The following is a 20,048-nucleotide window of genomic DNA, read 5'->3' on the forward strand; positions in this document are numbered from 1 at the left end:
TGCTTATTTGTCGGAGAGGACTTTGACGGAGAGGATGATGACCGGTTCGAGCGGAACGTCGCGGTGGGGTGGGCGCGCGCCGGTTTTGACGGCGGCGATCTTGTCGACCGTGTCCATACCTTGCACGACCTTGCCGAAGACCGCGTAGCCCCAGCCGTCATGCCCCGGGTAGTCGAGGCGCGGGTTGTCGCGATGGTTGATGAAGAACTGGGCGGTGGCCGAATGTGGGTCGCCGCGCCGGGCCATGGCGATCGTGCCGCGCTGGTTTTTGAGGCCGTTCTTGGCTTCGTTCTCGATCGGCGCGCGGGGGGCTTTTTCGCCCATGTTCTTGTCGAAGCCGCCGCCCTGGATCATGAAGTCGGGGATGACGCGGTGAAAGATCGTGCCGTCGTAGAAGCCGTCCTTGGCGTAGGCCAGGAAGTTGCTCACGGTCTTGGGGGCGCGTGCGGCGTCGAGTTCGAGGACGATTTTCCCTTGCGTGGTCTGCAGTTCGACGGTTGGTGCGGCGGCGGCGATGCCGGCGCTAAGGCCAAGGGCGAGGAGGGCGGCACGCAGGCCGCGACGGAGATTGGTGATCATGCGCTTCCTTCGAAAACGATTTTCCAGGTGCCGTCTTCGCGGATCCAGTATTGCCGCTTGCGCATCTGGTTGTTCAGGTTGTTGCTCTGGTAGTCTTGTTCGAAGGTGACGACGACAAGCTCGTCCTTCGGGTCGCGGAACATCGAAACGTTTGAAAGCTTGACCTTGACCCATTCCTTGCCGGCGTTGACCTGGCGTTTTTGCTGGGCGAATTGTTCGTAGGTCTGTTCCTTGGTGCGGAACTTGGTCGAGTAATGCTTGAGGTAGCGGCCGACGTCACGGCTTTCCCAGTCGGCGCGCCATTCGTCGATTTTCTTGTTGAGTCCGGTGCGCTCGTTCTGCCAGTCGTCGTGCGACAGCCATTCGATCGAGTTGCTGATGATCACCGGCGTCAGTCCGATCTGCAGGTTCTTGGCCAGCGCGTTGAGGTCGGCGTTGGAGAGCACCACGCAGCCGTCCGAGGCCTTCGGCGGGCGCGAATAGGTGTCCGATGGGGTGCCGTGCAGCCAGATGCCGTAGCCGTTACGCCCCTGGCGCTTGTCCCATTCGTTCGGGTAGTTGATCGGGAAGGCGCCACTGCCGTAGAAATCGCCGAGCTTCTTGGTCGAGAGGCTGGAGGTGACGTGATAGACGCCGGTGGGTGTGCGTTTGTCGCCCTCGCGCATCTTGCCCGCGCCGAGTTTTCCGTATGAGATGTAGTAGTCGGCGACGAAGCGCGGACGGCCGTTGTCGTTCTGGTAGAGGTAGAGGCGCGCTTTCTGCGTGTCGATGACGATGGCGTGTTTCTGGTCCGACTGCATCTGCAGCAGGTAGCGGGGCACGTAGCCGGCATCGCTCGGTCGGTCGCGGTAGGCCTTCAGGCGGGCGACGGCCTCTTCGCGCAAATCGGTGAGTTTTTCTTCCGGGGCGTTTTTGGCATTGCCGAAGGTGGCGAGCGGCTTTCCGCGTGCCAACAGGAGGTCGCCCTTGATCAGGTGCGCAAGGCGGAAGTTCGGGTATTGCTTGAGCAGCGCCTCGGTCTGCTGCAGGGCCGAGTCGAGCTTGTTCTGCTCGATTGCGGCCAGGATGCGCGCCAGTTGCGGCTCGGGGCCGGAATCCGAATACGTGGTCGGCTGTGGTTTCTGGGGCGGCTGCGGCGTTGCCAGTGCGGGCGATACGGTCGTTGCTGCGGCGATGGCCGCGAGGAGGGCCAGGATGGGCGCGGTCCTGCGCATCAGCTCACGCGCTCCTGTTGGATCAGCCAGCGGTTGCCGCTCCTGACCAGCACCAGCGTCTTGCTGGCCGAGGACTTGAGCGTCGCCGAGGTGTAGTGCTGACGGAACTTGACCGTGGCCTTGTCGCCGCTGAGCGAGACCTTGAGGTCCTCAACATTGACCTGGAGTTTTCCGGGCTTGTCGATGCGCTGGGTGCGCTCGGCTTCCCAGGCCTTGCGCGACATGCCGTTCGGCGTCTGGAAGTCGCTGGCGTAGCTGGCCAGGTAGGTTTTTACGTCCTTGCGCGACCAGGCGCTGGCCCAGGACTGCACGGCCCGGGTGATGTCGCTTTCGCTGTTCGGCGCGGCAGCGGTTTTCTCACTGGGCTTGGCTTCTTTTGACTCGGCAGGCTTGGCAGCGACCGGCTCAGGCGCCTTTTCAACGGGTTTGGGCGTTGCTTTCTCCGGGGCTTTCTCGGCCGTTTTTTCGGGCGCGGCTTTCTCCGGCGCGGCGGGTTTTTCCGCCGGTTTGGCGGGGGCGGCGGCGATCTTGACCGGTTCGGCCGGTTTGGCAGGCTCGACAGCCTCGCTGCGCGGTGCGGCAGCGCCGGGTTTGGCCGGCGGCTTGCCAGAGGTGGTGATCATTTCCTTGATCATCGACAGCTTGGTCTGCGTCGACTTGTTCGAGGAGTCGAGCTGCAGGGCCTTGTCGTAGGCTTGGCTCGCCAACTTGGCGTAGACGTCGCCGAGATTTTCGTGGGCGATCGAATAGCTCGGGTGGGTCCGGATCGCCATTTCCAGTGCCGTGCGGGCCTTGTCGTACTGCTTTTGCTGCGCGTACAGGACGGCGAGGTTGTTGTAGGGCTCGGGCAATTCGGGGAAGTCTTCGGCCAGCTTGGTGAAGACGGCGATGGCATCGGCCGTGCGCCCCATTTCGGTGAGGATCAGTCCGCGCATGAAACGGCCCTGCGGGTCACGCGGTTTGCTGGCGATGTAGGCGTCCGTTTTGTCCAGGGCCTGAGGCAGTTGACCCTGCTTCATCAGGCGCTGGATGTCGGGCAGGCTCTGGGCATTTGCCACCGTGATCGTGGCACCCAGGACGAGGCCGGCGAAAATGGCCGAAAGGCGCGCCAATGAAGGCTTTTGGGAGAGTCGAGGCATCGCTGTGTTATACTTCGCAGGAGTTGGTGACTTTAACTGCAGGATTCTAACAAGAAGCGCTCTGAATCCAAAGTTTCCTAATATTCACCGCGTTGCGCCGCGACGCCTCCGCGAGTTCCCTTATGCTCAAAATCTACAATTCCCTTTCCCGGGAAAAACAGGTCTTTGTTCCCATTGAACCCGGCAAGGCGCGCATGTACGTCTGCGGCATGACCGTCTATGACTACTGCCACGTCGGCCATGCCCGGGTGCTGGTGGTCTTTGATGCCGTCCAGCGCTGGTTGCGTGCGAGCGGGTTCGACGTCACCTACGTACGTAACATCACCGATATCGACGACAAGATCATCAAGCGGGCGGTCGAAAACAACGAGACGATCGCTCAGTTGACCGAGCGCTTCATCGCTTTTATGAACGAAGACGCCGACGCCTTGGGCGTCGAGCGTCCCGATCACGAGCCGCGTGCAACGGCCTACGTGCCGCAGATGCTCGATCTGATCGGTAAGCTCGAATCCAATGGTCTGGCCTACAAGGCGAGCGATGGCGACGTGAATTTCTCGGTGCGCAAGTTCCCCGGGTACGGCAAGCTCTCGGGCAAGTCGCTTGACGATCTGCGCGCCGGCGAGCGCGTCGACATCGATCAGGCCAAGCAGGACCCGCTCGATTTCGTGCTCTGGAAACATGCCAAGGAAGGCGAACCCTTCTGGGAGTCGCCCTGGGGGCGCGGTCGTCCGGGCTGGCATATCGAGTGCTCGGCGATGAGTTCCGACCTGCTGGGTCAGCATTTCGACATCCACGGCGGCGGCCAGGATTTGCAGTTCCCGCATCACGAGAACGAGATCGCCCAGTCCGAAGGCGCGCACCAGTGCACCTTCGTCAATTACTGGATGCACAACGGTTTTGTGCGCGTCGACGACGAGAAGATGTCCAAGTCGCTCGGCAACTTCTTCACCGTGCGCGAGGTGCTCAAGAAGTTCGATGCCGAGGTGGTGCGCTTCTTCATCCTGCGTGCGCACTACCGCAGTCCGCTCAACTATTCAGACGCACACCTCGAAGATGCGCGGCAGTCACTGGGGCGCTTGTACACCGCGCTCAAGGCGGTGGCGCCGGACGCGCTTGCGGTGGATTGGAACGAGGCGCATGCCCAGCGTTTCCGCGCGGCGATGGACGACGACTTCAATACGCCGGAAGCGCTGGCCGTCCTCTTTGAACTGGCGAGCGAAGTCAATCGCAGCAAGTCGGGGGCGATGGCCGGGCAGTTGCGTGCCTTGGCGGGGCTGCTTGGCCTGCTCAAGCGCGAACCGCAGGCTTTCCTGCAGGCAACGCCCGCAGGCGAAAGCAGCGAGGATTGGTCGCCGGAACGTATTGAAACCTTGATCGGCGAACGTGCCGCAGCCAAGAAAGCGCGGGATTTTGCCGCCGCCGACCGGATTCGTGCCGAACTTCTGGTGGCAGGCGTAGTGCTCGAGGATGGGCCGCAGGGAACGACCTGGCGTCGGGCCTAGGCACGGTCTTCTGCAAACAAAAACGGGCGCTTCGGCGCCCGTTTTGCTTTGGTGTGCGTCGCGCGGGTTGCGCTCAGCGGCCTCCGAGCAGAATGCGGCCCACCACCACGCCGATCACGGCAATACCGTCCTGATTCTCGTCGGCGAATTCCGACTCGTCGAGGATTTCGTCGTCGAACGCAGGGTTGTCGCAGATCAGACGGACATTGCCTTTGAGTCCGCGTTGTACGCGGCGGACCAGGAAACGATCGTTGACGCAGAGGACGAAGACCCCGTTGCTCTGGATGCGGCGCACGCGTGGGTCATAAATCGCCAGGTCGCCACGGTGCAGGAAGGGCGCCATGTCGTCGTCGCCGACGGCGAGCATCTTGATCGAAGTTGGCAGCCCCATGCTGCGCAAAGCTTCGGGCAGGGTGTACCACGCATGGGCTTCGGGGCTGTCATCGCCGTGCATGTCGACCATGACGTAGCGTTCGTCGATCACGTGCGTGCCCACGTGCTGATCGCCCATGACCAACTGCTCGACTGTCGTCCCGAGGATGCCCGCGATTTCAGGCAGGCGGGCGAGTTCCGGAACACCTTCGCCCTTGAGCCAGTTGGCCGCAGTGTTCTGGCTGACGCCAAACAGTTCGGCAACTCCGATGACCCGGCCATAGCCCGAGGGGATCGCGCCTTTGCGGTCAAGGGCCGCGTTGAGGTTGTCGGCAAACTGCTTGCGGAAGGCGCGGGATTTCGCGGACTTGTCTTCCGGGTCGTTGAGGCGGATGACTGAACTCATATGGATGTATCGCGATTGTGAATGATTGATCTTTGTTTGCGCGCTCTATTCTCGATTTTTTTGTGGCGTCACATTGATAACTATTGTTTGTTTTTGGCGTGCTATGTAATATGCGTATGCGTTTTGTGAGGGGGAAGGCGCAGGGGGTGCCCTTCTTCAACTCAGTATTTCTCAAGTGGTCTGCATACTGTGCCCGAAAAAGAGAAAAAAAACCATGCGCTCAAGCCTTTGCCTGAAGACTCCAATCGGGGCGCGGTTTGGCGGGCATGGGCGTTCTTCAGTCTGTCGGTTTTGCTCTGGTGTTTGGTCTTCGGGAATGCGTTTGCGCAATCCTCAATCGATCTTGGTGTTCTAGAATGGCACCGCCAGGGCGAGCGTGAGCGGGCTTTGCGCGATCGACTCGAACCCGACCGAGATGTGCGGCCACCGGAGAGTCCGGCGCCGAAATTGGTGCTGCCGGAAGCTGAATATCCATGTTTTTCCATCCGAAGCATCTCGCTCGAGGATGACACCGGAGTGTTCGCGTGGGCACTTGCCGCCGCGAATCCTGCTGAAGATCCAGCCGTCGGACGCTGTTTGGGCGCGGCGGGGATCAATATGCTCATGTCGCGCGTGCAAAACGCGGTAATGGCACGAGGGTATGTGACTACTCGTGTCTTGGCGCGGCCTCAGGATCTCGAGGATGGGCATTTAGTGCTGACTTTGATTCCTGGGCGAGTCCGCGCCGTGCGTATCAGTGCTGACAGCGACGCAAGGGCAGAGTTGTCGAATGCGATCCCGATTCGCGCAGGAGATGTGCTTAACCTGCGTGATCTTGAACAAGGTCTGGAGAATCTTAAACGCCTGCCGAGTGTTGAGGCTGATATTCGTATCGAACCCGGCGGCTTGCCGGGTGAGAGCGATCTTGTCGTCGTTTGGAAACAGGCCTTTCCTTTGCGTTTCAATTTTTCAGCCAACGATGGCGGTTCACACGCAACCGGAAAACTCCTTTCCACGGTCAGTCTGTCGGCCGATCATCTGCTGGCGCTCAACGATCTTTTCTACGTTAGCTTTAACCATGATCTCGGCGGTGGGGAGCGGGGGCGGAGTGGAACGCGAGGGCACAGTCTGCATTATTCGGTGCCCTATGGTCATTGGCTGCTGTCTTTGAGCAATAGCGAAAACCGCTACCACCAGACGGTGGCAGGGGCAACGCAAGATTATCTCTATAGCGGAACGAGCGAGAACTACGACGTCAGGCTCAGCCGCACGCTCTATCGTGATGCGCGCCAGAAGTTGGGTGTTTTCTTGCGTGGCTATCTGACGAAATCCGCCAATTACATCGACGATACCGAGGTCGAGGTCCAGCGGCGACGCATGGCCGGTTGGGAAGCAGGTATGCACAACCGTTTATACCTCGCTCAGGGAATGGCCGACCTGTCGGTTGCGTATCGACGCGGAACGGGGGCTTTCGATGCTCTGGCGGCACCTGAAGAAGATTTCGACGAAGGCACCGCTCGACCGAGTTTGTGGACAGCGGAAGCCACTGTGCGCTGGCCCTTCGAATTCATGGGGGGGCGTTGGCGTTATGACGCCTTGTGGCGTGCGCAATGGAACCGAACTCCTTTGGTGCCACAAGACCGCTTCTCGATCGGTGGGCGTTATACCGTGCGTGGCTTTGATGGCGAAAGCGTGTTGATGGCCGAGCGCGGCTTTCTGATTCGCAACGACTTATCGTTCGTAGTGCACGGAACGGGGCAGGAGCTTTATCTCGGTCTTGATCATGGCCGTGTCGGTGGGCGTTCCGCTGACCTCCTTGTCGGCCGTGCGCTTACCGGTGCGGTTCTTGGTTTGCGTGGAGGCTATCGGCAATTGACCTGGGATGTCTTCCTCGGTACGCCACTTGCCCAACCGAAAGGTTTTCAGACAGCCGGGCGCACCGGAGGCTTTAGCCTGAACTTGGGATTCTGAATGTTCTACGGTCCTTTCGGATATTCAGATCAACAACACGTTTTTTACAGCAGCGGGGTTGCTGCTGTTAATGATCGCTGCACATCAAACCAACATATGGGGGAAACGACCGTGAAACAGAGCCATGCCCACGCACCTTTTCGACCTTGCCATCCGATGCCGCTGAAGTTTGCCTTTGCGGGGCTACTTGCTGTTTCGATGCTGCCTGCAGAAGCACAACTGGTTCGGGTTCCCGGAGTCGGAGAAAAAATAGTCACTGCATTGAGTGGTGATGGTCGCGTCGCGGTTGGTGAACTGGATGCCGGAGTGGTGGGGACGCTCGGCCGCGCTTTCCGATGGAGTGAGGCCGGCGGCCTACAGACTTTTGGCGTTCTGCTCGCGCCAGGCGAGACGGAACAGTATCGCTTCAGTGCTGCCGCGGGTGTTAATTTTGACGGCAGCGTCGTGGTTGGGGAAAGCGCCTATATCCAGCCTTTAGGTGTGACTCAATCCCGGGCGTTCCGCTGGACGGCCGCAGGTGGAATGCAGAGCCTCGGCGGCTTGAGGGGGTCCGATCCTGCCACGGTGTATAGCTGGGCGCGCGGGGTGAGCAATGATGGGACCGTTGTCGTCGGTGGCTCGTTCAACGCCTCAAACAATATCGAAGCCTTCCGCTGGACAACGCAATCGGGGATGGTTGGGCTGGGGATACTGCCCGGGTACCACCACAGCGAAGCCTTCGCCGTCAGCGGTAATGGCAAGGTCGTTATCGGGGACACCGCCAGCGTGCGGGGGGGGGAGGCCTTCCGCTGGACGGCCGAAACCGGGATGGTCGTTCTCGGCGACTTGCCGGGCGGAAGAGTCGATAACACAGCCTGGGCGACCAACTTCGACGGTAGCGTGATCGTCGGCACCGGGAACAGCGACAACGGTGACGAGGCCTATCGCTGGACGCAGGCGGGCGGCATGGTGGCACTCGGCGACCTGCCTGGCGGTGATTTTGCGAGCGAGGCTTTCGCTGTCTCGTCCGATGGTTCGATCGTTGTTGGCAAAGGGACAACCGCACGCGGCGATGAAGCCTTCCGCTGGACCGCGCAGGAGAAGATGGTGCGTTTGGCCGACTGGTTGGAGAAAAACGGCGTCAAGGTCGCCCCCGGGCTGCTCTTGATACGGGCAACTGGTATCTCCGCCGATGGTTCGGTCATTGCCGGAACAGCGCTGGATGGCAGCACTCTGGACGGGTTTGTCGCGCGCGTATCTTCCGTTGGCAGTGGCGTTCTCCTGCAATCAACGGTACAGAAAACGCTGCTTGTCGCCCAGTCGAGCGCCGACGAATCATTGCGCGCCGGTACGGGCTTGCTCAACGGCGCGCACAGCCGCCCCTTGGCGCGACGTGTTGCGGCCGGCGAAAAGGCGTTCTGGCTGGCCGGCGACTGGGGGCGCGACGATCATGGCCAGCGTGACGGTCATTTGGGTTTGGCCGAGGTCGGTGGTGGCCTGCACCTAGGGGCAACGCAGCTTAACCTGGCCCTTGGGCAGACTTGGGCGCATCAGAATCAGGCCCTGGATAGTCACACCGCTCATGACAGCACCTACCTCCAGGCCGACTGGCTGATCCCCATGGGCGGCAATTGGTGGGGCGTGCTCAGCGCCTACGGCATGTGGGGCGACAGCGATTTGCGGCGAGGCTATCTCAATGCCGGAATGCCCGATCACTCCAAAGGCAATGCCAATGTTACGAGCTATGGCCTGCGCGCCCGCTTGGAATGGGATCGCGCCTTTACCGTTGCCAGCGCCGTATTCTCGCCGTATGCCGACGCAAGTTATGGCCGTGCGCGCATGGATGCGTATACCGAGCGGGGGGGCGGTTTTCCGGCGCACTTCGAGGCCCGTACGGAAAAAAGCACGGAGCTACGCCTTGGGTTTAATGCCGAGCAGCCGCTGGGTAAGGGTGTAAATCTCGTTGGTTTGTTCGAGGCAGCACACCGTTTCGAAAAACGCGGGGCTGACATGAAGGGCGAATTTCTTGGCCTCTTCCGTTTCGAGCGCGAAGGGCAGGCACTTGACCGCAACTGGTTGCGTGCTGCGCTTGGTCTTGAAGGCAAAGTCTTGGGCGGCAAAGGGTCGTTGATGCTCAACGCCACGACCAAGGGCGAAGTGCAAAACACCTGGCTTGCCGCGTACTGGCAAACCGCTTTTTAAATCTCCTGTAGCACTCACCGGCTGCGCGCCGGTGAGTGCCGTCAATTTGCATTCCGTCCGTAGCCTCAGTTCAGAGGAAGAACGTGCCATGAACGCCCAACGTTATCGCCTGATCTTCAACCGTCATCGCGGCCAGCTGATGGCCGTGGCAGAAAATGTTGTCGCTTGCGGCAAGGATGTCCGGTCATCGTCTGCGGGTGCTCGTTCTTGGCCGGAGAGCGCTTTCTTTCTGGCGCGGCTTCGCCTGGCTAGCTATGCCGTCCTGCTGGCGTTCGGTGCCGACCTCTTTATGCCTCGGATTGCTGCGGCCCAGGCCGTCGCCTATAAAGCTGCGCCGGCCAGCCAGCGGCCGACCGTACTCACGGCCGCTAATGGTGTCCCGCTCGTCAACATCCAGACGCCCAGCGCGGCCGGCGTCTCGCACAACGCCTACAGCCAGTTCGACGTGCAGGCGCAAGGGCTCATCCTCAACAACGCACGCAACAACGTTGCCACTCAACTCGGTGGCTGGGTGCAGGGCAACCCCTGGCTGGCGCGCGGCTCGGCACGGGTCATCCTCAACGAGGTGATCGCCGCCAACCCGAGCCAGTTGCTCGGCTATGTCGAGGTTGCCGGCAGCCCGGCACAGGTCGTCATTGCCAACCCGGCCGGCGTCACCTGCAACGGTTGCGGCTTCATCAACGCCAGCCGCGCGACGTTGACTACGGGTACGCCGCTCGTGAACGGCGGCAGCCTCGAGGGCTATCGCGTCGAAGGCGGTAGCATCCGCATCGAAGGCGCCGGGATGGACGCATCGCGCGCCGCTTATACCGACATCATCGCCAGGGCCGTTGAAGTTAACGCCGGACTCTGGGCTCAGACGCTGAAAGTCACCGCGGGAACGAATATGGTCGACGCGGGTAACACGCAGGCCGCGCCGATCGCGCCTGCCGCCGCCAGCGGCCCAGCACCCGCGTTCGCGATTGACGTCGCCCAGCTTGGCGGGATGTATGCCGGCAAGATCGTCATGGTCGGCACCGAGGCCGGTGTCGGGGTAAGAAACGCCGGGCATATCGGGGCGTCGGTAGGAGAGGTCATCGTCAGTGCCGACGGAAAACTCAGCCACAGCGGCAGCTTGAGCGCCGCGAGTAATGTCGGTGTTACCGCTTCCAGCGTGGAGAACGGCGGCACCCTCTACGCCCGTGGGACGCTTGAGATCAATACCCCCGGCGACATTACCAACACCGGCGGTAGCGGGGCGGTCATCGCGGCGGGCGCAGATGCCACGCTCAGCGCTCGCCGCATCGAAGGCGATCGCCAAGCCCTGTTTGCCGCCGGGTTGAGCGAGGGCGGCAGCCTGGCCGGAACCGGCAAGCTCACGCTCACGGCGGGGGAGCAGATTACGACGCGCGGCCAGCAGGCTGCTGGTGGAGATCTCGCCATCAGCGCACGAGAACTCGACCTCTCCAGCACCCGGAACAGCGCCCGGAGCATCGTTTTTGCCGCGCAAGGCGGCGACCTCGATCTCAGCGGCGCGACCACGCTTACCGCTGGAACGATGACGGCGCATGCGGCACAGAAACTCGCGCATGCTGGCGCGCAAAGCCATGCCGGACAGCTCGATCTTGCCGCACATACGCTCGACAATCGCCGTGGTGAATTGGTGCAGATCGGCAGTGGCGACACGAGGCTTGCCCTGGCGGGCGATCTCGATAACCGCGCCGGTCGCATCGCTGTCAATAGCCACAAGCTCGAGCTTGCCGCGCGAACGCTGGATAATGCCGCCGGCCGCATCGAACACGCCGGTGCCGGCACGCTCACCCTTACCGCCGAGACGCTGGCCGGCACGGGCGGGCGGATTTCCAGCAATGGCACCCTGGCCCTCTCCGCGCAGACGGTCACCCTGGATACCGCCGAAACGGTGGCGGCCCGGCTCGACATCGCTGCCCAGAGCCTTTCGCAGCGCGGCGGGCGCTTGCTCTGGACCGGCCAAGAAGGCAGCACGATTGCCGTTGCGGGCGGGCTCGACAACCGCGGTGGTACGCTCTCCGGTAACGGTCGCCTTGATCTTGTCGCCGACACTCTCGACAACCTCAATGGCGGCCGAATAGAGACCGGTGGCGATCTTGCGCTCACTGCTGCCAGCCTTGCTAATGCCGCCGGCCGCATCGAAAGCGGTGGGGCGCTCACCGCCCGGATCAGCGGTAACGTCAGTAATGCCGACGGCAGTGTCATCGCCGGCAAGGCCCTGACGCTCAGCGCTGCAAGCCTCGACAACACCGCCGGCACGCTGGGCGTGGTCGCCGGCGCGCTCACCGTGACCACGGGTGGTGCACTCGACAACACCAGCGGTCGGATCGAGGCCGGGCAAGACATCGCGCTCGTCAGCAGTGGCCTCAGCAATCGCGAAGGCACTGTGCTCGGTCGGAACGTCAGTCTCGACACCCGTCGCCAGACGCTCGACAACACGCGCGGCACACTGGCGGCAAGCGGCACGCTCAGCGTCGACAGCGGTACGCTGAACAACGACGGCGGTCGTATCCGCGTCAGCGGCGATCTGACCATCGACACCCACGGCACGGCACTCGCCAACACCAACGCCGGCAGCGCTGGCGGCATCCTCGGCGAAGCCAAGGTCACGCTGGCCGTCGGCCAACTCGACAATACCGCTGGTTTTACCGGCGCCAAGGGCGCACTCGACGTGCGTGGCGACACCGTGGTCAACACCGCGGGCGGGCGTCTTGTCAGCGAAAGCAGCGTCGCGCTCAGTGCTCGCGCTTTGGACAACCGCAGCGGCCGGATCGAAAGTGTCGGTGACCTCACCCTCGCCGCCAGCGAACGCGTCGACAACCGGGGCGCTCTTCTGCGCAGCGGCACAAAGCTTAGCCTCGAAACCGCCCACCTTAACAACGCCGACACGCTCGCTACCGATCAGGGCATCGAAGGCAAGGCCCTGGTCGTTCGCGCCACCGATCTCGACAACCGCAGCGGGGCCCTTCGCGCCGACACCACGCTGAACATCGACAGCCACGGCGGCCTCGACAACCGGCGCGGGCTCGTCTCCTCGGCGCAGGCGCTTGCCGTCCGGGACGGCACGGCCAGCCGCACCCTGGCCGTGCTCAACGACGACGGCACACTGATTGCCGGCGAACAACTCGACCTCGTCGCCGCCAGCCTCGCCGGCGGTCGCGTGCTCTCGCAGCGCGATTTGGCCATCTCGCTCGCAGGCGCACTCGAGAACCGCAGCGAGATCACCGCCAACCGAAACGCCACGCTCAATACCGCCGGTGCGCTCATCAACAGTGGAACGCTTCAGGCCGGCCATACACTCGCCGTTACCACCGCCAGCCTTGACAACCGAGCAGGGGGGCAAATCATCGCCCCCGAGCTCCGGGTAGCCGCGACAGACAGCCACACGCTCACCAACCGCGGTCTCATCGACGGCGGCGATGTCCGCATCGACGCCATCACCATAAACAACTTGGGGGACGGCCGCATTTACGGCGACCAGCTTGGGATATCCGCCAGCACCCTCAACAATCACGCCGAATCTGGCAACAGCCCGGTCATTGCCGCCCGTGGCCGCCTTGATCTCGGCGCAAGCACACTCTCCAACCGCGACGGCGCGCTCATCTTCTCGGCCGGGGATCTGGCCATCGGCGGCACGCTCGACGCCAACAACCGCGCCAACGGCCGTGCCGGCAGCATCAGCAACGCCAGCGCCACGATTGAGGCCTTGGGCAACCTCGGCATTGCCGCCGGGCGGATCGACAACACCAATGAGCACTTCAGCGCCCGCACCGAAGTTGTCGGCACGCAAGCCATTGCGGAATATCAGGGAAGCGGTAGCGCGACGCGTTACACGCGAGATCAGGTCAGCCTAGTTCCGCACGAAAAGTTCACGCGGCTGGTCATTGGTGGAGGCTACTACAACAACTGGTACCTCTACGACTACACGCGCACGACCACCGAAACACGGATCGAGCACAGCGCGCCTGGCCAGATTCTGGCGGGTGGTGCAATGTCCCTTGCTGCCGATGCGCTGCGCAACGACAACAGCCGCGTTCTGGCCGCCGGCGCGCTCACTGCTACGCTTGGCAGCCTGAGCAATACCGAAACTGCAGGCGAACGGACCATTGCCGATCACGGTACCACTTACTACTACTGGAAAAGGAAAGCGGATGGGAAGGACAAGCAGGGATTGACCGTTACGGCCTATGCCCCGGCCCCGACCATTGAAAGCATTGCGCTCGCCGTCGGCGGCTATGGCGGCAACACCGCGGTCAGCGGCAGCGGCACCACTCTTTCCAGCCAAAAAACTCCAGGAGCGGTTACCCGCGCCGCCGATGCTGTAGGCCATACGTCCGGCGTCAATCCCGGCGCACCGCTCAATCGCATCGTCCGTATTGCCATCCCCAGCGTTGCCGGCGGCCCCGGGATGATCGTCTCGCTCAACGCGCCAGCCCTGCTGCCGACAAGCGACTTGTACCGCAGCGCGAGTACGCCGTCTTCCCGTTACCTGATCGAAACCGACCCGCGCTTTGCCAATTACCGCCTCTGGCTTTCCAGCGACTACATGCTCAGCGCCCTGGCCCTCGATCCTGCCAGAACCCAGAAGCGCCTGGGCGACGGTTTCTACGAACAGCGATTGATTGCCGAGCAGGTAGGCCAACTCACCGGTCGGCGCTTTCTTGCCGGCTACGCCAATGACGAAGCCCAGTACAAAGCCCTGATGGACGCCGGCGTGACCTACGCCAAGGAATGGCAACTGGTCCCCGGGATTGCCCTGAGCGCCGAACAAATGGCACGGCTGACCACCGACATCGTCTGGTTTGTCGAAAAAACTGTCACCCTGGCGGACGGCAGCACGCAGAAGGTCCTCGCCCCGCAGGTCTATGCCCGCGTACAGCCCGGAGACCTCGCGCAGGGGGGAAGCCTGATCGCCGGTAGTCGTGTGGATTTAAAACTGACGGGCGATCTTGAAAACAGCGGCACGATTGCCGGGCGCGAACTCGTTGCCCTCAGCGCCGAGAACGTTCGCAACCTTGGCCGCGTAACCGGCCGTGAAATCAGCGTCGAAGCGAGCCGGAACCTCAGTGTTCTGGGCGGTACGCTCGATGCCGAGCGCACGCTCATCGCCCGCGCCGGCGGCGACCTTACCGTAGAGAGCCTCACGCGCACGCAAACAAACGCCCAAGGCAGTCGCACGAACATTGCCCGCGTGGCCGGGCTGTACGTGACGGGCGAGGGAGGGACTCTTTTGGCCAGTGCCGGGCGCGATCTAATGGTGAATGCCGCGCGCATTGACAGCGGCGGTAGCGCCATGCTCAGCGCCGGACAGGATCTATCCCTCGGAACAGTGCAGGAAGCCAGCAAGCACACGATCGTTTTGGACGCCAAAAACCGACGTAGCGACACGCGGCAACACGATGTCGGCAGCACCATCAACAGCCGTGGCGACCTTACTCTGGTTGCCGGGGGCGAGCTCAGCGCCCGTGCGGCCCAAGTCGTCTCAGAAAAAGGGGCCGTTGCTGCCCTCGCCAAGGACATCCGTATCGAATCCGGTGAGGCCCGCTATGCCCTCGACGAGGTCCATCAAACCAAGAGCAAAGGCTTCCTCTCCAGCAAAACCAAGACCACCCGCGACACCCTCGAGACGACCACCGCCCTCGAAAGCACCTTCAGCGGCGACAAGGTTGCCCTGGTGGCCGAGCGCGACATCACGCTCAAAGGCAGCAGCGTCGTCGCCTCTCAGGATGTTGCACTGATTGCTGGGCGTGACCTAAAACTTGAAGCAGCGACCGAGACGCATAAGGAAACGCACTTCAAGCAAACCAAACGCAGCGGCCTCAGCGGCAGCCTGACCACGGGCGTCAATTACGGCAAATCCAGCGCCATGGAAGATGGCGCCAGCACACAAACGCGCGCGGTCGGCAGCCAAGTGAGCGGCGGCAACGTCCTGCTTACGGCCACGCGGGACGCCACGCTCACGGGGGCAACGGTAATCGCTGACAAGGACCTTGATCTGAGCGCCGGGCGCAACGTCGACATCCTCGCCGCACAAAACACCGAGAGCGAAACCTACCGCGCTAAAAGCTCGGCCAGTTCGATGATGTTGATGAGCGGCCTTGCACCGCGCCAGACCTTCTATGGCAGCAACAGCAGTCAGCAAAGCCGCGATGGTCGGAGCACGAGCGCCACGGCCAGCCTGCTCTCTGCCAACACCGGCAATCTGACGGTCACGGCCGGCACCGATACCACCACCAAGGGCACCGGCACCGGCAACGTTACCACCCAGGGCGCCGACCTATTGGCGGGGAAGGACATCCGTATCGAAGGCAACGCTGTCAGTCTTCTCGCCTCCGAAGCCACCAGCCAGCTTGATACGCACAGCAAGAGCAAGAGCTTCACCCTGGGCGCCGCGCTGGCCGGCACCGTGGGCGGGCAGATCACTCGCGCCTACGATATGGCCAAGGCCGCGCACGACGGTACAGGCAATAATCGGCTCGACGGCGCCCTGGCGCTCAAGGCCGGCTACGACGCTTACAAGGCCATCGATGGTGCCGGCAAAGCCATGGCTGCCGCCGCAGACGGCGCTGCTGCCTCAGCCGAAGGCGCCAAAGGCAACGGCTCCGCCTTCGGCGTCTCGGTCAGCATCGGCAGCAGCAAGAGCAAGAGCGAATCGCACGAAGCCTCGCGTAGCGAACGCGGCACCAGCCTGCAGGCCGAGAACATCGTCGTCAAAGCCCGCGAGAGCGACCTCACCGCCGTCGGCGCCAAGATCGAAGCGGTGCGCGACGTCACGCTCGAAGCCGCCCGCGACGTGAAGCTCCTTGCTGCCACCAACACCGCGCGACTGGAGAGCAACAACAAAAGCAGCAATGTTGGGCTTGGCGTCACGGTCGGTTTCGGCCAGCAAAACGGCATCAGCTTCCAGATTGCCGCCAGCCAAGTGAAGGGCAAAACCAGCGGTTCGGAAACCACCTACGACAACACCCGCGTCACCGCCGGCGAAACGCTCTCCGTGAAGAGCGGCGGCGACACCACCCTCAAGGGCGCGCAAGCCGGCGGCAAGCGGATCGAGGCCGACATCGGCGGTAAGCTCGTCATCGAAACTCTGCAGGACAGGAGCGACTACAAGAGCAAGCAAACGAGCAGCGGTTTTAGTCTTAGTCTCTGCATTCCTCCGATCTGCTACGGCATGAGCAGCGGCAGCATCAGCGCCTCGCAGCAGAAGATCAGCCACAGCTATCAGAGCGCGGTCGGCCAGAGCGGGCTGGCCGCAGGCAGCGGCGGTTTCGACATTGAGGTCAAGGGCGAAACCCGCCTCAAAGGCGCGGCGATCACCAGCGAAGCGCCAGAAGACAAGAACCGCCTTGCCACCCAAAGCCTGAGCTATGAAGACCTGACCAACCGCCAGAAAACCAAAGGCAGCAGCCAAAGCCTCGCCCTCGCGGGCAGCTACAACTTCGGCGCGGACGCCGGCGGCAGTATGCCGGGGGGCGCCAACACCACGGCCCGCGACCCGATGCAAGGTGTCTTCACCGCCCCCGGCACGAGCCCCGCCGGGCAGGCGGCGACCAACCTTTTATCCAACCTCGGTGGTAACGCCGTGCTACCCAAGAATCAGAATGAAACCAGCCAGACCCTAAGCGTCATCAGCCCGGCGCGGATCACGATCACCGGCACCGGCAACGCCGAGACGGACGAGCAAAGCCGGCAGGCTGCCGCCACGCTCAGCGGGCGCGACCCCAAAACCGCCAATCAGGCGCTGACCAACACCCTGAAGCTGCAGGACACCGCGCGCCTGGAGCAGCAGATCAAGGATGCCAGAGACACCGCTCAGGCCGCGACGCTCGTCGGGCAGGTGGCCGCCGGCCTCATCGGCGACCTCTCCACCGCCATGAGAAAGCCCATCGACGACGCCAAGCTGCGCCAGGAACTGGATGCCCGACAGAAGGAAGCCGAGCGGGGTGGCCGGCCGCTCACCAACGTCGAACGCTATGAACTCGCCCGCCTCGACAACGACGGCATGAGCAGCCTGCAGGCCGAACAGACGCTGAAAAACCCGACGGCCATCGCCAACTACCAGAACTGGCAGGAAGGCAGCACCAACAAGGTGATCCTGCACGGGCTTGCCGGCGTGCTCACCGCCATGGTTGGCAAGGGCAACGCCGTCGTCGGCGCTACCGCCGGAGCGCTCAATGAAGCGGTGCTTCCGGAAATGAGCAAATTCCTCGAAGCGAAAGGCATCAAGGACGGGTCGGAAGAATACAAGGGTTACATGCAACTTGGCAGCGCCATGCTCGGCGCGGGCATCGGGGCGGTGGCCGGGGGGGGCTCTACCCAGGGCGCGTCACTTGGCGGCACGGTGGCGCACAATGCGACAACGTTCAACTATCTGGATCATCCGGAAAACAGGCAGCGAGAGGAGGCGCGACAAAAACTGAAGAGTTGCGCCGACGATGCTTGCCGGCAGCAAGCTCAGACCGAGATCGACCGGTTGGACGCCCTCGATGCCAGTCGCAACGCAGCATTCCACGCCGCCTGCAACGGCGCCCTCAGCACGTCCGCCGGCTGCGCCGACGTAACACGCGATTTGTACGCCAAACTTGGCACTTTCGCGGCGCCAGAGGCCAGAGAGGCCGCCTTGGCCGACAAGGTCGGTGCGATCACGCTGGCGCACAAAGAGGAACTACAAAGCTATCTAGACTTGATCAAGACCGCCAATGCGGAGGTCAGAACCAGCACGGAAAGGGAAGTGCGCGACCCGTCGGACTATAACTCCGATGCCTATGGCGTCATCGATCGAAACGAACTTCGCAACACCTACCTCGTCATGAAGTTCGGCAACGACGCGCTGACCATCGCCAATACGCGTGAAGGCGAGACGTATTTCTTCATCCCCGACGCCGATGGCACGCGTTTGGCGTTTCGCAACGGGCAGAGCAACAAGGAAAACTACGCCCCCGGCCTAGCGCTCACGCATGCCGACGCAGCAGCGGAGACCAAGGCGGATGAAGCAGAGAAACCCTACCAGCCCATCGACCGGTTCACGATCTCCTACGCGCCGACCAATGGTGGGGTGATGGACACGGCTGGTACGCTGGTTAGCAAGCTGGGGATCGACACCGCGCCCATCCTCGCCTTGCGCGAGCAGATGCAGGCGGTTACCGACAGCGGGCAAATCGTCCATTGGGTGGCCCACAGCCGCGGCGGGGAAGACCTCGCGCAAGCCGCCAGCGGCCAGAGCAACCTGAGCGGGAATCTCGTCGTCTTCCATGCCGGCGCCAACACGCGGTTTATGACCGAGCCGATTCTCAGTGCTGCGAAGATCAATCTCTACAACAACGGCTACCGCGATTCGCCCTACGACCTTGTGCCGCAGATCGTCGGACTACGAGCGCTGACGGACCCGCTGAACTTCGTAAAATCACTGGTCGCCGCGCCGTGCATTTTCTTCTGCTCGGCGGCGAACAGCCCGCACACTCTGCCTTACAACTGGAACAACCTTCTTCGGACAGAGGCGCCATGAACCGTTTAGCTCAACACCTCTGCCACGTACTCTGCTTGATGACCCTCTTGGCTACCACCGCCGCCTCGGCGCAACCCGAGCGCAAGGACGAAGACATCGATACCGTCTATGAACGTATGCGGCGCTACGGCATCAACCGCGAGGATGTCCGTATTCCCTCTGTCAAAGGCAGGGCGATTGTTCAAATGCTGGTCGACAAATACACCCCTGAACACACCTACGACAGCATTCTTGCCGAGCGGGTGCTCAAACCCGGCGAGCACTACCGCTTTGAGATCGACGAGTACGTCATCACGATGCTCGTTCCCGACGCGCCTTACGGTTCGTCCTGGATCGTGCCCTTTGCCGACACGCGCAGCAACCCGGCGCGCGACGCGATCCTGCGCAAATCGCCGACGGGGCTGCAACTGGCCAATTTCATCTGGTTCTACGGCACTGGCGTCTGGCCGCTCTATGTCGGCTGGCAGGGCGGTATGGCGATGACCCTCAATTACCGCGCCGTCTCCCCGGAAACCAAAACCATGGAAAGTCATGCGACCCCGGAGGCGCTGCGGCGCTCGGCTCAGCGTTTCATTGAAAGTATTGTGCCGCCGCCAGGGAAAGCCGAGGCAGCCTTGCAACAGGGCCTTATCGACAACCGGCTCGGCAAACGGATCCATTTGAATGCCGAACCGGTGGTGATCAACGGTCGGATCTGGATACGCACTGCGATGAACGAAAGATACGGACGCTATTATTCGTACAGAACAGTGTTGCGGCCCGACCGCTGGCTGCTGGCGGTATTTTCAGCCCCGCAATACGACTACAACGCCAACCCCGATCCCTCGACTTATCCGGCCGCGCTCAAGCGGGCGTTTGCCGACATGGAGGCGATGTTGGCCTCGCTGCGCGTATCGACCCTCAACGACGACGGCGCCCCCGATCCGTTCGTCGTTGAACGCGTCGAACCGGCGCCGCTGCCTATCCGGGAGAAGCGACTTGATGCGCAATAGCACGCGCAGAGCATGTCGGCGACATCGCCGAATGGCGTGGAAAGAGACGATTCTTTGCATCAATACGGGAGGCCTCGCGCAGCGAACGGGGCACCCGCCTGCAGACCGAGAACATCGTCGTCAAAGCCCGCGAGACCGGCCGCAGCACCGCCGTCGGCGCCACGATCGAAGCGGGGAGCGCCTGGAGCCTGTAATAACA

Annotated in this window: 9 protein-coding genes; 5 read left to right on the forward strand and 4 right to left on the reverse strand. The window is 62.5% G+C overall.

Annotation, left to right across the window (positions count from 1 at the left end; genetic code table 11):
• Nucleotides 1-3 precede the first annotated feature (3 nt).
• From QMB55_RS06625 to QMB55_RS06635, 3 genes are read right to left on the reverse strand one after another with little or no spacing between them, the layout of a single operon-like run.
• Nucleotides 4-579 (reverse strand): peptidylprolyl isomerase, encoded by a 576-nt coding sequence (locus tag QMB55_RS06625; RefSeq protein WP_497587893.1) that lies wholly within the window; start codon nucleotides 577-579, stop codon nucleotides 4-6.
• Nucleotides 576-1,793: a L,D-transpeptidase family protein gene (locus tag QMB55_RS06630; protein ID WP_497587894.1), complete on the reverse strand. Its 1,218-nt coding sequence runs from the start codon at nucleotides 1,791-1,793 to the stop codon at nucleotides 576-578. Before QMB55_RS06630 ends, QMB55_RS06625 begins: the two co-directional genes overlap by 4 nt.
• Nucleotides 1,793-2,932, reverse strand: a complete 1,140-nt coding sequence (locus QMB55_RS06635) for a YybH family protein (protein ID WP_497587895.1) — start codon at nucleotides 2,930-2,932, stop codon at nucleotides 1,793-1,795. Before QMB55_RS06635 ends, QMB55_RS06630 begins: the two co-directional genes overlap by 1 nt.
• 122 nt (nucleotides 2,933-3,054) lie before the next feature.
• Between QMB55_RS06635 and cysS the strand changes: the two genes are divergently transcribed.
• Nucleotides 3,055-4,434, forward strand: coding sequence for a cysteine--tRNA ligase (gene cysS / locus QMB55_RS06640; RefSeq protein WP_497587896.1), 1,380 nt, complete (start codon nucleotides 3,055-3,057; stop codon nucleotides 4,432-4,434).
• A 73-nt stretch (nucleotides 4,435-4,507) separates the two neighbouring features.
• Here the strand turns inward: cysS and QMB55_RS06645 are convergent, their stop codons facing one another.
• Nucleotides 4,508-5,212 carry a S24 family peptidase gene (locus QMB55_RS06645; protein WP_497587897.1) on the reverse strand — a complete coding sequence of 235 codons (705 nt, stop codon included), beginning with the start codon at nucleotides 5,210-5,212 and terminating at the stop codon, nucleotides 4,508-4,510.
• Between the two features lie 189 nt (nucleotides 5,213-5,401).
• Between QMB55_RS06645 and QMB55_RS06650 the strand changes: the two genes are divergently transcribed.
• The 4 genes from QMB55_RS06650 to QMB55_RS06665 are packed head-to-tail and all read left to right on the forward strand — an operon-like array spanning nucleotide 5,402 to nucleotide 19,849.
• Entirely contained in the window at nucleotides 5,402-7,162 is a 1,761-nt protein-coding gene (locus QMB55_RS06650; RefSeq protein WP_497587898.1) for a ShlB/FhaC/HecB family hemolysin secretion/activation protein, read from the forward strand.
• Nucleotides 7,163-9,343, forward strand: a complete 2,181-nt coding sequence (locus tag QMB55_RS06655) for an autotransporter domain-containing protein (protein ID WP_497587899.1) — start codon at nucleotides 7,163-7,165, stop codon at nucleotides 9,341-9,343. It begins immediately after the preceding gene.
• Nucleotides 9,315-18,857: a hemagglutinin repeat-containing protein gene (locus QMB55_RS06660; protein ID WP_497587900.1), complete on the forward strand. Its 9,543-nt coding sequence runs from the start codon at nucleotides 9,315-9,317 to the stop codon at nucleotides 18,855-18,857. The genes QMB55_RS06655 and QMB55_RS06660 overlap by 29 nt, the downstream gene beginning before the upstream one ends.
• Nucleotides 18,854-19,849 carry a hypothetical protein gene (locus QMB55_RS06665; protein WP_497587901.1) on the forward strand — a complete coding sequence of 332 codons (996 nt, stop codon included), beginning with the start codon at nucleotides 18,854-18,856 and terminating at the stop codon, nucleotides 19,847-19,849. The genes QMB55_RS06660 and QMB55_RS06665 overlap by 4 nt, the downstream gene beginning before the upstream one ends.
• The last annotated feature ends 199 nt before the right edge of the window (nucleotides 19,850-20,048 follow it).

This window comes from Propionivibrio sp., assembly GCF_041441355.1.
In the GTDB taxonomy this organism is placed as follows: domain Bacteria; phylum Pseudomonadota; class Gammaproteobacteria; order Burkholderiales; family Rhodocyclaceae; genus Propionivibrio.

Excerpts from the sequence above, each read along its gene's own strand:
- QMB55_RS06655 (WP_497587899.1), top strand. The coding sequence starts at position 7,163 with ATGTTCTACGGTCCTTTCGGATATTCAGATCAACAACACGTTTTTTAC.
- QMB55_RS06625 (WP_497587893.1), bottom strand. The coding sequence starts at position 579 with ATGATCACCAATCTCCGTCGCGGCCTGCGTGCCGCCCTCCTCGCCCTT.
- QMB55_RS06635 (WP_497587895.1), bottom strand. The coding sequence starts at position 2,932 with ATGCCTCGACTCTCCCAAAAGCCTTCATTGGCGCGCCTTTCGGCCATT.
- QMB55_RS06645 (WP_497587897.1), bottom strand. The coding sequence starts at position 5,212 with ATGAGTTCAGTCATCCGCCTCAACGACCCGGAAGACAAGTCCGCGAAA.
- QMB55_RS06665 (WP_497587901.1), top strand. The coding sequence starts at position 18,854 with ATGAACCGTTTAGCTCAACACCTCTGCCACGTACTCTGCTTGATGACC.
- QMB55_RS06630 (WP_497587894.1), bottom strand. The coding sequence starts at position 1,793 with ATGCGCAGGACCGCGCCCATCCTGGCCCTCCTCGCGGCCATCGCCGCA.
- cysS (WP_497587896.1), top strand. The coding sequence starts at position 3,055 with ATGCTCAAAATCTACAATTCCCTTTCCCGGGAAAAACAGGTCTTTGTT.